This is a genomic window from Pseudomonas sp. HS-18, from assembly GCF_020401845.1.
GTDB lineage: Bacteria > Pseudomonadota > Gammaproteobacteria > Pseudomonadales > Pseudomonadaceae > Pseudomonas > Pseudomonas nitroreducens.
The window spans coordinates 1,262,565-1,276,148 of sequence record NZ_CP084413.1 but is presented as its reverse complement, the minus strand read 5'-3'; the positions used below and the strand labels follow the sequence as shown (position 1 = coordinate 1,276,148).

The window sequence follows — 13,584 nt, the reverse complement described above, 5'->3', positions numbered from 1 at the left end:
TCGATCAGTCCTCAACGCAGTTTCAACGTGGCCAGGCCGATCAGCACGAGAATTACCGTGATGATCCAGAAACGCACGATCACGCGCGGTTCAGGCCAACCTTTGAGTTCGAAGTGGTGGTGGATCGGCGCCATGCGGAACACGCGCTTGCCGGTCAGCTTGAAGGAGGCGACCTGGATCACCACCGACAGGGTTTCCATGACGAACACGCCGCCCATGATGAACAGCACGATTTCCTGGCGGACGATCACCGCGATGGTGCCCAGCGCGGCGCCGAGGGCCAGCGCGCCGACGTCACCCATGAAGACCTGGGCCGGGTAGGTGTTGAACCAGAGGAAGCCCAGCCCGGCACCGACGATGGCGCCGCAGAAGATGATCAGCTCACCCGCGCCAGGCACGCTCGGGATGAACAGGTATTCGGCGAATTTGATGTTGCCCGACAGGTAGCAGAAGATCCCCAGCGCGCCGCCGACCATCACGGTGGGCATGATGGCCAGGCCGTCGAGGCCGTCGGTGAGGTTCACCGCGTTGCTGGAGCCGACGATCACGAGGTAGGTCAGCACCACGAAACCGATCCCCAGCGGGATCTCGACGTTCTTCAGCATCGGCACGATCAGCGTGGTCTCCACCGGCGTCTCGGCGGTCATGAAGAGGAAGATCGCCGCGCACAGGCCGAATACCGACTGCCAGAAATACTTCCAGCGGCTCGGCAGGCCGCGGGAGTTCTTCTCGATCACCTTGCGGTAGTCATCCACCCAGCCGATGGCGCCGAACAGCAGGGTCACTACCAGCACGACCCACACGTAGCGGTTCGACCAGTCGGACCACAGCAGGGTGCTGATGGCGATGGCCGTGAGGATCAGCGCGCCGCCCATGGTCGGCGTGCCTTTCTTGGACAAGTGCGATTGCGGGCCGTCGTTGCGCACGGACTGGCCGATCTGGCGGATCTGCAGGGTGCGGATCATCCACGGCCCCAGCCAGAGCGACAGGACGAGCGCGGTCAACACGCTCAGGATGCCGCGCAGGGTCAGGTACTGGAAAACGCCGAAGCCCTTGTAGAACTGTTGCAGGTACTCGGCGAGCAGCAGCAGCATTTAGTGACTCTCCTCGGAGGAACCACAGAGCGCCGCGACGACCTTGTCCATCGCCGCGCTGCGGGAACCCTTGATCAGAATGGTGGTTGTCGAAGCTTCTTCGGCCAGGGCCTGGATCAGGCTGGCCTGATCGGCGAAGTGCCGGCCCGCGGAACCGAACGCCTGCACGGCGTGGCTCATCAGCGGTCCGACCGCATACAGGGCGGCGACTTTGCCAATGGCATAGGTTCCCACTTCGCGGTGGGAAGATTCCGCCCAGGCACCCAGCTCGCCCATGTCCCCGAGGACCAGGACGGTCCGGCCGGAAAAGCCGGCGAGTATATCAATCGCCGCGCAGATTGAAGCCGGGTTGGCGTTGTAGCTGTCGTCGATCACACGCATGCCGTTCGTCGCCAACTGGGCTACGGCGCGCCCCTTGACCGGCTGCAGGTTGTGCAGCCCGGAAACGATCCCGACCAGCGGCACGCCAAGAGCGTGAGCGGCTGCGGCGGCGGCCAGCGCATTGGTGACGTTGTGCTCACCCAGCAGATTCAGCTGAACGGCAGCCTCGCCGGCAGGGCCCTGCAGGGTGAATCCCGGGCAGCCACGGGCGTCACGCTTGACGTCGCTGGCGTGGAAGTCGGCGCGAACATCGTGCAGGCCGAAACTGGAGACGCGACGGCCGTCAGCACGGGCCTGCCAGGTATCGAAGGCCTTGTCGTCACGATTGAGAATGGCGACCCCATCGGCCGCCAGGCCTTCGAGTATTTCGCCCTTGGCCAGGACGATCTTGTCCTGCCCGCCGAACTCGCCCACATGGGCGGTGCCGGCGTTGGTGATGATCGCCACCTGCGGACGGGTCAGCGCGACGGTATAGGCAATCTCGCCGACACGGTTGGCGCCCAGCTCGATGACTGCGCTCTGGTGCTCGGGGGCCAGCTGCAACAGGGTCAGCGGCGCGCCGAGATCATTGTTCAGGTTGCCGCGGGTCGCCAGGACGTCGCCCTGGGTCCGCAGGATGCTGGCGAGCATTTCCTTCACGGTGGTCTTGCCGCTGGAGCCGGTCACGGCAGCGACGCGGCCGGTGAAGGCAGCACGGTTCAGCGCGCCGAGCTGGCCCAGCGCGATGCGGGTGTCTTTCACGACCAACTGCGACAGCGGCGCACCGGCGACTTCACGCTCGACCAACGCAGCGACAGCGCCCTTGGCGGCGACGTCGGCCAGATAGTCGTGGCCGTCGAAGCGCGGACCGGTCAGGGCAATGAACAGTTGTCCCGGCTCGATGGCGCGGCTGTCGGTGCTCACGGCGGCGAAAGTGACATCGGCACCGACCACCCGGCCTTGCAGTGCGCCAGCGACTTCGTTGAGCGACAGGGGCTTAAGCACGCTTCACCTCCCAGGCAGCCAGCGCCTTGGCGGCTTGATCAAGATCGGAGAACGGATGGCGTACGCCGTCGATCTCCTGGTAATCCTCGTGTCCCTTGCCAGCCAGCAGCACGACATCGTCGACACCGGCGGAGGCAATCAGGCGGGCGATAGCCTCGCCACGGCCCGGGACGAACTCGACGGCATCGGGCTTGGCGAAACCGGCGCGGATATCCGCGATGATCGCCCCGCTCTGCTCGGTACGCGGATTGTCGTCGGTGACCAGCACGCGGTCGGCGTGCTGCTCGGCAATCTGCGCCATGATCGGACGCTTGCCGCGGTCACGATCACCGCCGCAGCCGAACAAGCACAGCAGTTGGCCGTGCACATGCGGGCGCAGGGCCAGCAGGACCTTTTCCAGCGCATCCGGGGTGTGGGCGTAGTCGACAACCACCAGTGGCTTGTCGCCGCCACCCAGGCGCTGCATGCGGCCGATGGGGCCTTCCAGTTGCGGCAGCACTTTGAGGACGTCGCCCAGCGGGTAGTCCAGGCCTAGCAGCGCACCGACCACGGCCAGCAGGTTGCTCAGGTTGAACTTGCCCAGCAGCGAACTGCGCAGCAGGCCTTCGCCCTGCGGGGTGACGATGTGCGCCTGCACGCCGGCATCGCTGAACTTCGCTTCGCGGCAATAGATATAGGCAGACGAGTCGTTCAGGCTGTAACCCATCAGTCGCGACTCGTGGGATTCGGCAGCCAGCTGGCGACCGAAGTCATCGTCCAGGTTGATCACCCGGCAACGCAGCCCCTGCCAGGCGAACAGCTTGGCCTTGGCGGCGCCGTAGGCTTCCATCGAGCCGTGGTAGTCCAGGTGGTCGCGGGACAGGTTGGTGAATACCGCCACATCGAAACCCAGGGCGGCGACGCGGCCCTGCTCCAGGCCATGGGACGACACCTCCATCGCCACGGCCTTGGCGCCGGCCTGCTTGAGGCGTGCCAGGGTCGCCTGCACGGCGAGCGGATCGGGCGTGGTGTGGCGGCCGCTTTCCAGCGCGCCATAGAAACCGGTGCCGAGGGTTCCGACAATGCCGCAGCGTTCGCCCAGCAGGTCGAGCGCCTGGGCCACCAGTTGGCTGACGCTGGTCTTGCCATTGGTGCCGGTCACGCCGACCAGCTCGACGGCACGGCTAGGCTCGCCATAGAAGCGCCCGGCAATGGCGGAAAGCTGTTTGGCCAGGCCCTTGATGGCGATCATCGGCACATCGCTGGGTGGCAGGTCGACAGCACCTTCCGCTTCGTAGGCAATCGCGGCAGCGCCCAGGGAGAGCGCAGCGGCAATGTGCACGCGGCCATCCTGACGGCCACCCGGCACGGCCAGGAACAGGTCGCCCGGCTTGACGGTGCGGCTGTCCAGGGTCAGCTCACGGATCAGCTCGCCGCTTTCAGCTTGCGGCAGCAGTTGATTCAGGCTCATCGGCATCAGCCACGCCCTCCTTTGGCAGCGGGCGCAGCATCGGCTTGTTGCTGCGGGGTTGTCGGCAGGTTGTCTGGCGGCACGTTCATCAGGCGCAACGTCCCGGACATCACCTTGCTGAACACCGGCGCGGAAACCAGGCCACCGAAGTAACCGGCCTTGCTGGGTTCATCGATCACCACCACGGCGACATAGCGTGGGTTGTTCATCGGCGCGAACCCGGCGAACAGGGAACGGTAGGAGTTCTCGGCGTAGCCCTTGGTCCCGGTCGCGGTCTTGCGCGCGGTGCCGGACTTGCCGGCCACGTGATAACCCGGCACCTGGGCGCGGTACACGCCGTTCGGCGCCTCGATGACCTGCTGCAGCATGCCCTGCATGGTTTTGGCGACCGGCTCGGGGATGACCTGGACGGCGTCGGCCGGGCGATCGGCACGCACCATGGTCAGCGGCACGCTGCGACCATTGTTGGCCAGCGCCGCATAGGCATGGGCCAACTGGATGGCGGTTACCGACAGGCCATAGCCGTAGGACAGGGTCGCGGTCTCGGCCTTGCGCCACTCACGGTAGTTCGGCAGGTTGCCGACGCGCTCGCCCGGGAAGCCCAGGCCGGTGTCCTGCCCCAGGCCGACCTTCTGCATCACGCTGTAGATGGCTTCGCCGCCGATGTCGAAGGCGACCTTGCTCATGCCCACGTTACTGGAGCGGATCAGGATGCCGGTCAGGTCCAGCACCGGGCCCTCGGTACGGGAAACGTCGCGAATGGTGTAGCGGCCGATCTGCAGGGTGCCGGGGTAGACCTCGACCTTGTCGGTGGGCTTCCAGCGGCCGGTTTCCAGCGCCGCGCTCATGGAGAACGGCTTCATGGTCGAGCCGGGCTCGAACACGTCGATCATCGCGCGGTTGCGCATCATCGCCGGCTGCAGGTTGCGGCGGTTGTTCGGGTTGTAGGTCGGCTGGTTGGCCATGGCCAGCACTTCGCCAGTCTTCACGTCGAGGATCACCAGGCTGCCGGCCTTGGCCCCGTTCTCCACCAGCGCGTTACGCAGTTCGCGGTTGGCCAGGTACTGCAGACGCAGGTCGATGGACAGCGCCAGGGTCTTGCCGGCCTTGGCATTGCGGGTGACCTGCACGTCGCGGATCAGGTGGCCACGGCGATCCTTGAGCACTTGGCGCTTGCCCGGCACGCCGGCCAGCCAGCTGTCGAAGGCGAGCTCGACACCTTCACGGCCGCGGTCGTCGACATCGGTGAAGCCCACGACCTGTGCAGCAACCTCGCCCGACGGATAGAAGCGGCGGAATTCCTCGACCGAATAGACGCCGGGGATGCGGTGGGCCTTCACCTGAGCCATCACCGCCTCGCCCTGCTCCGGGGTCAGGCCCCGGACCAGATAGATGAATTCCTTGTCAGCGTTCGCCTCCAGTCGCTCGGACAGCGCGGCCTTGGGCTGGCCAAGCGCGTCGGCGAGGAAATCCCACTTCTCGCGCTCGAGCACCAGTTCCTTGGGGTTGGCCCAGAGGGTGGCGACCGGCGTACTGACGGCCAGCGGCTCACCATTGCGATCGGTGATCAGGCCGCGGTGCGCGGGGATGGTGATGTGACGCACGCTGCGCGCATCGCCCTGCCCCTTGAGGAAATCATGGTCGATCACGTGCAGGTCGACGATCCGCCAGGCAATCGCCGCCACCATCGCCAGCAGCAGGGCGATGACGACGCGGAAGCGCCAGGGGTAGCGAGCGCCGGCCAGGTCTCTCATGGTGCCACCATGATGATTTCGGTCGGATCGGGCACGCGCATCTTCAACTGGTCGGTCGCCAGGCCTTCGATACGGCTATGGGCCGTCCAGGTGCTCTGCTCGAGGATCAGCCGACCGTACTCGGCCTGCGCCTTGTCGCGCACGTTGAGCTCGGTATACAGCGAGTTGAGCAACTGGCGATTCCAGTAAGCGCTGTAGGAAACGGAGATGGCCGACAACAGCACGCCGATGAACAGCAGCAGCATGAAGAAGCTGCCGGTGGGCAGGCGCTTGGAGAAGAGACGGCTCATCTGAGCTTCTCCGCAATGCGCATGACCGCGCTGCGCGAGCGCGGGTTGGCCTTGAGCTCCGCCTCGGAGGCGTAGACAGGCTTGCCGATCAGCTTGAGGCGCGGATCGAACGGCTTGACCTGGATCGGCAGGTTGCGTGGCAGGTTGTCCGCTTCGCCTTTCACCTGCTTGCGCATGAACTGCTTGACGATGCGATCTTCCAGCGAGTGGAAGCTGATCACCACGAGACGACCGCCCACAGCCAGGCCTTCCAGCGCGGCCTCGAGACCACGTTCCAGATCGCCCAGCTCGTTGTTGATGAAGATGCGCAGCCCCTGGAAGGCACGGGTAGCCGGGTTCTTGCCCTTTTCCCAGGCCGGGTTGGCCTCGGTGATGACGGCCGCCAAGTCGGCGGTACGCTCGAACGGCGCTTCCGCACGGCGCTGCACGATGGCGCGAGCCATGCGCTTGGCGAAGCGCTCTTCACCGTAATCCTTGAATACACGGGCGATCTCGTCTTCCGCGGCCGTGGCGATCCACTGCGCAGCGCTGACGCCCTGATCCGGGTTCATGCGCATGTCCAACGGGCCATCATTGAGGAAGCTGAAGCCACGCTCCGGGTCATCCAGCTGCGGCGAGGACACGCCCAGGTCCAGCAGAACGCCGTTCACGCTGCCCTGCAGGCCGCGTGCGGAGAGCTCTTCGCCCATCTCGGCGAAGGACCTTTGCACAATGACGAAGCGGCCGTCTTCGGCCGCCAGTGTTTTTCCCGTCGCGATGGCTTGCGGGTCCTTGTCGAACCCGAGCAGTTGACCGCCCGGGCCGAGCTTCCCGAGCAAGGCCCGGCTGTGCCCTCCCCTTCCGAAGGTTCCGTCCACATAGCGGCCGTCCTCCAGGGGGGCCAGCGCTTCGACGGCCTCCTCGAGTAGAACGGTGATGTGTTGGAAGGTACTGGTCACAGGCAGGCTCACAGAATAAGGTCGCGCAATTCATCCGGCAGGCCGCCGGGCTCTTTGATGGCTGCGAGGTCGGCCTCGGCAACCGCATTCCACTTGTCTTCGTCCCACAGCTGGAACTTGTTCAGCTGGCCGACCAGCATCGCCTTCTTGTCCAGGCCGGCGTACTCGCGCAGGCGCGGCGGAACGAGAAAACGCCCGGCGCTATCGAGCTCCAGGTCAACGGCATTACCAATCAGCAAACGCTGCAGACGCCGCGTTTCTTCACGCAGCGAGGGCAGCTCGCGCAGTTTGGCTTCGATGAGTTCCCATTCAGGGAGGGGGTAGACGGTGAGGCAGGTGTCGACGGCATCGATAGTGACGATGAGCTGGCCATTGCAACGCGAAACGAGCTCGTCACGATACCGACTCGGCATCGCGAGGCGCCCTTTGGCGTCGAGACTGATGGCGTTAGCTCCGCGAAACACGTCAGCGCTTCCCCTGTGGTTGGCTATCCATGCCTGTTGATCCCACTTTTACCCACTTCATACCACTTCTGCACACTATAGAAATCCGCGCTCCCCACCGTCAAGGTAAGCCGGAGGGGAAAAATCCTTACAGGACCGAGATTTAGCGTGCTTTTGCGAGGTTCGGGGAGGGAATTTGACGCGCTAGAAAAGAGAAAAGCCCAGTGTTTTCAAAACACTGGGCTTTCATACTTAAAGTGATTTCTTAAGTTCTACACTTCTTCCGGTCAGCGACAAATGGTCATGTGGGAAGAAGTGGCGGAAAAGTGGTGAGAGTCGATCTGTAAGCCGGGTTCTGTCGAGGACAGCCATTCCTCTGGGACATACATCACTGCATGCCTCAAGCGATCTACCCGAACCCAACGCGGGCCGCGCCAATGGGTTCCTATTTGATCTTGCTCCGAGTGGGGTTTACCTAGCCACGAACTGTTGCCAGCCGTGCGGTGCGCTCTTACCGCACCTTTTCACCCTTACCGGCGCTTGCGCGCTTAGGCGGTTATTTTCTGTGGCACTTTCCGTAGGCTCACGCCTCCCAGGCGTTACCTGGCACTCTGCCCTGTGGAGCCCGGACTTTCCTCCACCCCGTGATGGAACACCACGGAACAGCGACTGTCCAATCGACTCTCAGGCTGCAAGGTTAGCGGCTGTCAACGCCCAGGACAAGCTCAAGCCTTGCCCTGGCGCTCCAACGCGATCTGATAAAGCTGGTTCTTGCGCGCCCCGGTGATCTCCGCGGCAAGCGCCGCCGCGCGCTTGATCGGCATCTCCGCCAGCAGCAGGTCGAGCACCCGCAGGGTGTGCGCATCGACCGTTTCATCGCCCTCGGGCGCAGGCTTGCCGGCCACCAGCAGCACGCACTCCCCCCGCTGCTGATTGCTGTCGGACGCCACGAATTCACGCAACTCCCTCAGCGGCAACCCCTTGAGGGTCTCGAAGGCCTTGGTCAGTTCACGGGCCAGCAGCGCCGGCCGTTCGTCGCCGAAGATCGCCACCATATCCTCGATGCACTCCAGCACGCGGTGCGGCGCCTCATAGAAGATCAGGGTACGCGGTTCATCCACCAGCGCCTCCAGGCGCCCACGACGTCCGGCGGCCTTGGCCGGCAGGAAGCCTTCGAAGACGAAGCGATCCGACGGCAGGCCCGCCGCGGAAAGTGCGGCAATCAGCGCGCAGGCTCCCGGCACCGGCACCACCGGGATGCCCGCGGCGCGCGCCTGGCGCACCAGGTGATAGCCCGGATCAGAGATCAGCGGCGTGCCCGCATCAGAGATCAGCGCGACATCCTCGCCAGCCTGAAGCTTGGTAAGGAAGCGGCCGCCCTGCTCTCGCTCGTTGTGTTCGTGACAAGCCGCCAATGGAGTCTGGATGCCGAAGTGCTGCAGCAGACGCACGGAGTGACGGGTGTCTTCGGCCGCGATCAAGGCCACGTCGGCCAGCACCTTCAGCGCCCGGGCGCTGATGTCGTCCAGGTTGCCAATAGGAGTGGCCACCACATAGAGAGTGCCTAGGGTCACGCGGGAGAACCTCACCGGAAGTGTCGGAAAAGACGCATTGTATCCCGATTCCGCCAGCCGCCATCGCGTCCCCCTTGCCGCTTCGGTACAATCGGCAGTTCTTTGAATGCGTCACGAGAAGCCCGATATGATCGCTCGCCTGCGTCCGCTATCCGCTCTGTTCCTGGCCGGCATGCTCGCCGCCTGTGCGTCCTCCCCGTCGTCCACTCTCGGCGAACTGCCGCGCACCCCGGACGCCAGCATCGAACAGCTGCTGCAGCAGGCCTCCACCGCCAAGCCAGATGAAGCCGCAGTCCTGCGCCTTTCCGCCGCCGATCAGGCCTACAAGCAGAAAGATCTTGGCCGCTCGACGCAGATCCTCGACCAGATTCCGCTGGAAAGCCTGAAGCCCGCCCAGCAGGTCTTCGCCAGCACCCTGCGTGCCCAGCTCGAACTGGCGCGCAACAAGACCAAGGCCGCCCTGAAGGCTTTCGACCATCCCAGCTTCCAGCGCCTGGGCGAAATGCCCGTGGACCTGCAGGCGCGCGCCGGCATGGTCAAGTCACTCGCCCTGGCCGCCGACGGTCAGGCCCTGAGCGCCGCCCGCGAACGCGTCTTCATCGACCCACTGCTCAATGCAGAGGCGAGCAAGGCCAACCACGAGGAGATCTGGAAACTGGTTTCCAGCCTCCCACTCGAGCAGATGCAGGCCAGCAGCAACGAAGGCGACCTGAACGGCTGGCTGGAACTGGCGCGCATCACCAAATCCTCGTCAACCCTCAAAGAACAGCAGTCGAACATCGACAACTGGGTCGCGCAGAACCCCGACCACCCGGCCGCCAAGCAATTGCCCGACGCGCTGACCAAGCTGAAATCCCTGGCTGCCCAGCCGCTGAACAAGATCGGCCTGCTGCTGCCCCAGCAAGGCCAGCTGGCCTCCGTCGCCCGCGCCCTGCAGGACGGCTTCCTCGCCGCCCACTACCAGGCCCAGCACAACGGCGGCCAGCAGCCGGATATCAAGCTCTACGACAGCACCCAGGTACGCTCGCTGGATGAGTTCTACCGCCAGGCCCAGGCCGACGGCGTGCAACTGGTCGTTGGGCCGTTGGAGAAGAACCTGGTCAAGCAGATGAGCAGTCAACCGCAACTGCCCATCACCACCCTGGCCCTGAACTACGCCGATGGCAATCAGGAAGGCCCTGCCCAGTTGTTCCAGTTCGGCCTGTCCGCCGAGGACGAAGCCCGCGAAGTCGCCAACCGCGCCTGGAACGACGGCATGCGCCGCGCCGTGGCCCTGGTGCCGCGCGGCGAATGGGGCGACCGTGTACTCGCCTCGTTCAGCCGCAACTGGCAGGCCGCCGGCGGCACCCTGATCGCCGCCGAACACGTCGACCAGCCGGTCGAGCTGGCGCGCCAGATCGCCGACCTGCTACAACTGCGCCAGAGCGAAGGCCGCGCCAAGCGCCTGCAGGGCGTGCTTGACAGTAGCGTCGACACCCAGCCGTCGCGCCGCCAGGACATCGACTTCATCTTCCTCGCCGCCACCCCGCAGCAGGCCCGTCAGATCAAACCGACGCTGGCCTTCCAGTACGCTGGCGACCTGCCGGTCTACGCCACCTCCAACCTGTACACCGGCGTAAACAATCCGGCGCAGGACCAGGACCTGAACGGCATTCGCTTCTGCGAAACCCCCTGGCTACTGAACCCCAACAACGCCCTGCGCCAGCAGGTCGCAGCGCAGTGGCCGGCCGCCAACGGCAGCCTCGGCCGCCTGTACGCCATGGGCGCCGACGCCTACCAACTGGCCCCGCGCCTGCCGGAGCTCAAGGCGGTGCCAAGCATGCAGCTAGATGGCCTGACCGGCACCCTGAGCGTCAGCGCCAGCCAGCGCGTAGAGCGCCGCCTGCCCTGGGCAGAGTTCAAGAACGGCCAGGTCCAGCCGCTGGAGAACAGCGGTATTTGATCGGCAACAGCCCTACCCAGAAGGCCGGGCAGCGAGCCGAAGCCGCCGCCCTGGCCCACCTGCAACAGCATGGATTGAGCCTCCTGGCTCAGAACTGGACGTGCCGCCGAGGCGAGCTCGATCTGGTCATGCTGGACGGCGATACAGTAGTATTCGTCGAAGTTCGCTCCCGCCGGCATTCTGCCTGGGGAGGAGCACTGGAGAGCGTGGACATGCGCAAGCGTCAACGCCTGGCCATTTCCGCTGAACTCTTCCTGCAACAGAACGCCCGCTGGAGCAGCCACCCCTGCCGGTTCGACATCGTCGCCATCGACATTCGCACCCCCAGCTCCGCAGGGCACTTGAACTGGATTCCCAACGCTTTTGACACCTGATCAGACGCCCGACGAAAGGTCACACCTGATGGACATGCAATCCCGTATCCGCCAGCTCTTCCATGCCAGCATCGAGACCAAGCAACAGGCTACCGAGGTGCTCATCCCGCATATCGAGCAGGCCAGCATGGTCATGGTCAATGCCCTGCTGAACGAGGGCAAGATTCTCTCCTGCGGCAATGGCGGCTCCGCTGGCGACGCCCAGCACTTCTCCTCCGAACTGCTGAACCGCTTCGAGCGCGAACGCCCGAGCCTGCCGGCGGTCGCCCTGACCACCGACAGCTCGACCATCACCTCGATCGCCAACGACTACAGCTACAACGAAGTCTTCTCCAAGCAGATCCGTGCCCTGGGCCAACCGGGCGACGTGCTGCTGGCGATTTCCACCAGCGGCAACTCGGCCAACGTCATTCAGGCGATCCAGGCCGCACATGATCGCGAAATGGTTGTCGTAGCTCTGACCGGCCGCGACGGCGGCAACATGGCATCATTGCTGCTGCCCGAAGACGTGGAGATCCGCGTTCCGGCCAAGGTCACCGCACGCATCCAGGAAGTCCACCTGCTGGTCATCCATTGCCTCTGCGACCTTATCGACCGTCAACTGTTCGGGAGTGAAGAATGACCCGCACCCCTCTGATCGCAGCCGCACTGGCCGTGACCATGGCACTGGGTGGCTGCAGCAGCTTCGTCAGCGCCACCCGCGACAAGCCGATCGACGATGACAAGGGTACCCGTACCCTGGGCAGCAAGATCGACGACTCACTGATCGAAACCAAGGTGGCGGTGAACGTCGCCAAGGCCGATCCGGACCTCGACCGCAATTCCCACATCGTGGTGATCAGCTATAACGGCGTGGTACTGCTCGCCGGCCAGACTCCGCGAGCCGACCTGAAGAACAAGGCCGAGCAGGCCGCCAAGGAAGTGCAGAAGGTCAAGACCGTGCACAACGAGCTGCAGATCCTGCAGCCCTCTTCCCTGGCCGCGCGCAGCAACGACACCTGGCTGACCACCAAGATCAAGAGCCAGATGCTCGCTGACGCAAACGTGCCGTCCACCCGCATCAAGGTGCTGACCGAGAACGGCATCGTCTATATGCTCGGCCTGGTGACCCGCAAGGAAGGCGACCTGGCCACCCAGGTGGTCCAGGGCGTGGACGGCGTGCAGAAGATCGTCCGCCTGTTCGAGTACATCGACTGACCGGGCCATTTATTGCAGGCATGAAAAAGGCGACCCTCGGGTCGCCTTTTTTTATTACTTCACCACCTTGAGACTCGGGCGGCCACTGGGGCGTGGCGGCTCGTCGGACGGGCCGTCATCCGGCAGCTCCTCGTCATCGGTGGGCACCGGCGGCTCCAGATCGAACACCATGCCTTGGCCGTTCTCCCGCGCATAGATGGCCATTACAGCCTGAGACGGTATGTACAGACCCTGGGCAACACCACCGAAGCGACCCTCGAAGCTGACCGCCTCGTTGTCCATCTGCAGGTGGCGCACAGCGGTCGGGGAGACGTTGAGCACGATCTGCCCGTCGCTGGCATAACCCGGCGGCACCCGCACGCCGGGATACTCGGAATTCACCAGGATATGCGGCGTGCAGCCGTTATCGACGATCCACTCATAGAGGGCTCGCACGAGGTAGGGACGACTGGAGTTCATCATCGGGCTCCTTAGCGCATATCACGTTCGATAGAGGACAGGCTGGCACGGAAAGTTTCCCGTGCAAACTGTCGCTCCATGTAATCCAGCAGGGGCTTTGCCGGCCGCGGCAGCTCGATGCCCAGGATCGGCAGTCGCCAGAGGATCGGCAGCAGGCAGCAATCCACCAGGCTCAGCTCGTCGCTGAGGAAGAACTGCTTGTCGGCGAACAGCGCCGATACACCCGTCAGGCTCTCACGCAATTCCTTGCGCGCCAAGGCGCGTTCGGTGTCCTTGCGGCGGGTATCGAGGATTCTATCCACCAGACTGCACCAGTCGCGCTGGATGCGATGCATCAGCAGACGGCTGTTCGCGCGGGCCACCGGGTAGACCGGAAGCAGCGGCGGGTGCGGATAACGCTCATCGAGGTACTCCATGACCACCGTCGACTCGTAGAGCGCGAGATCGCGATCCACCAGGGTCGGCAAGCTGCCGTAGGGGTTCACTTCAGCGAGTTTGGCCGGGATATTGCCGGCAGGGACGTCGATGATGTCGGCAACGACGCTCTTCTCAGCCAGCACCAGGCGTACGCGATGGCTGTAGTGGCAGGCGGGATCGGAGAAGCAGGTGAGCTTGTTGATAGCGGCCATGCCGCGCGCCTCCTCGCAGGACTTTCTTGTGGGAGGTAGAAAAACGCACGCGCGCCCCGTAGGGCGCGCGCTTGT

At 64.5% G+C, this 13,584-nt stretch carries 14 protein-coding genes and 1 other RNA gene; 4 read left to right on the top strand and 11 right to left on the bottom strand.

Going from position 1 to position 13,584, the window contains the following annotated elements; translation table 11 throughout:
- Positions 1-11: 11 nt before the first annotated feature.
- The 9 genes from mraY to rsmI all read right to left on the bottom strand — a co-directional run bounded on the left by mraY (position 12) and on the right by rsmI (position 8,908).
- Positions 12-1,094 carry a phospho-N-acetylmuramoyl-pentapeptide-transferase gene (gene mraY, locus LDJ84_RS06010; RefSeq protein ID WP_037009773.1) on the bottom strand — a complete coding sequence of 361 codons (1,083 nt, stop codon included), beginning with the start codon at positions 1,092-1,094 and terminating at the stop codon, positions 12-14.
- Positions 1,095-2,459 (bottom strand): UDP-N-acetylmuramoyl-tripeptide--D-alanyl-D-alanine ligase, encoded by a 1,365-nt coding sequence (locus tag LDJ84_RS06005; RefSeq protein WP_065083908.1) that lies wholly within the window; start codon positions 2,457-2,459, stop codon positions 1,095-1,097.
- Positions 2,452-3,915, bottom strand: coding sequence for a UDP-N-acetylmuramoyl-L-alanyl-D-glutamate--2,6-diaminopimelate ligase (locus LDJ84_RS06000; RefSeq protein ID WP_065083909.1), 1,464 nt, complete (start codon positions 3,913-3,915; stop codon positions 2,452-2,454). Before LDJ84_RS06000 ends, LDJ84_RS06005 begins: the two co-directional genes overlap by 8 nt.
- Entirely contained in the window at positions 3,915-5,663 is a 1,749-nt protein-coding gene (locus LDJ84_RS05995; protein WP_024764059.1) for a peptidoglycan D,D-transpeptidase FtsI family protein, read from the bottom strand. Before LDJ84_RS05995 ends, LDJ84_RS06000 begins: the two co-directional genes overlap by 1 nt.
- Positions 5,660-5,953 (bottom strand): cell division protein FtsL, encoded by a 294-nt coding sequence (gene ftsL, locus LDJ84_RS05990; protein ID WP_024764058.1) that lies wholly within the window; start codon positions 5,951-5,953, stop codon positions 5,660-5,662. The genes LDJ84_RS05995 and ftsL overlap by 4 nt, the downstream gene beginning before the upstream one ends.
- Complete coding sequence (rsmH, locus tag LDJ84_RS05985; protein ID WP_226046067.1) at positions 5,950-6,891, bottom strand: 16S rRNA (cytosine(1402)-N(4))-methyltransferase RsmH; 942 nt, start codon at positions 6,889-6,891, stop codon at positions 5,950-5,952. The genes ftsL and rsmH overlap by 4 nt, the downstream gene beginning before the upstream one ends.
- A gap of 8 nt (positions 6,892-6,899) precedes the next feature.
- Entirely contained in the window at positions 6,900-7,355 is a 456-nt protein-coding gene (gene mraZ, locus LDJ84_RS05980) for a division/cell wall cluster transcriptional repressor MraZ (protein WP_024764056.1), read from the bottom strand.
- Between the two features lie 307 nt (positions 7,356-7,662).
- An RNA gene (rnpB, locus tag LDJ84_RS05975) (RNase P RNA component class A) lies at positions 7,663-8,019 on the bottom strand.
- 40 nt (positions 8,020-8,059) lie between these two features.
- Positions 8,060-8,908 carry a 16S rRNA (cytidine(1402)-2'-O)-methyltransferase gene (gene rsmI, locus LDJ84_RS05970; RefSeq protein WP_226046066.1) on the bottom strand — a complete coding sequence of 283 codons (849 nt, stop codon included), beginning with the start codon at positions 8,906-8,908 and terminating at the stop codon, positions 8,060-8,062.
- 127 nt (positions 8,909-9,035) lie between these two features.
- On the opposite strand from rsmI, the gene LDJ84_RS05965 reads away from it, so the two are divergent.
- From LDJ84_RS05965 to LDJ84_RS05950, 4 genes are read left to right on the top strand one after another with little or no spacing between them, the layout of a single operon-like run.
- Positions 9,036-10,850, top strand: coding sequence for a penicillin-binding protein activator (locus tag LDJ84_RS05965; RefSeq protein WP_169888195.1), 1,815 nt, complete (start codon positions 9,036-9,038; stop codon positions 10,848-10,850).
- The gene (locus tag LDJ84_RS05960; RefSeq protein WP_024764054.1) at positions 10,847-11,224 is read left to right on the top strand and encodes a YraN family protein; all 378 of its coding nucleotides are present in this window, start codon (positions 10,847-10,849) and stop codon (positions 11,222-11,224) included. Before LDJ84_RS05965 ends, LDJ84_RS05960 begins: the two co-directional genes overlap by 4 nt.
- Positions 11,225-11,252: 28 nt before the next feature.
- Complete coding sequence (locus tag LDJ84_RS05955) at positions 11,253-11,846, top strand: phosphoheptose isomerase (RefSeq protein WP_017518113.1); 594 nt, start codon at positions 11,253-11,255, stop codon at positions 11,844-11,846.
- Entirely contained in the window at positions 11,843-12,421 is a 579-nt protein-coding gene (locus LDJ84_RS05950) for a BON domain-containing protein (protein ID WP_017518114.1), read from the top strand. The genes LDJ84_RS05955 and LDJ84_RS05950 overlap by 4 nt, the downstream gene beginning before the upstream one ends.
- A 54-nt stretch (positions 12,422-12,475) precedes the next feature.
- Here LDJ84_RS05950 and LDJ84_RS05945 read toward each other — a convergent pair whose 3' ends face one another.
- Positions 12,476-12,880 (bottom strand): ClpXP protease specificity-enhancing factor, encoded by a 405-nt coding sequence (locus LDJ84_RS05945; RefSeq protein ID WP_024764052.1) that lies wholly within the window; start codon positions 12,878-12,880, stop codon positions 12,476-12,478.
- A gap of 11 nt (positions 12,881-12,891) precedes the next feature.
- Entirely contained in the window at positions 12,892-13,509 is a 618-nt protein-coding gene (locus tag LDJ84_RS05940) for a glutathione S-transferase N-terminal domain-containing protein (RefSeq protein ID WP_024764051.1), read from the bottom strand.
- Positions 13,510-13,584: the final 75 nt, after the last annotated feature.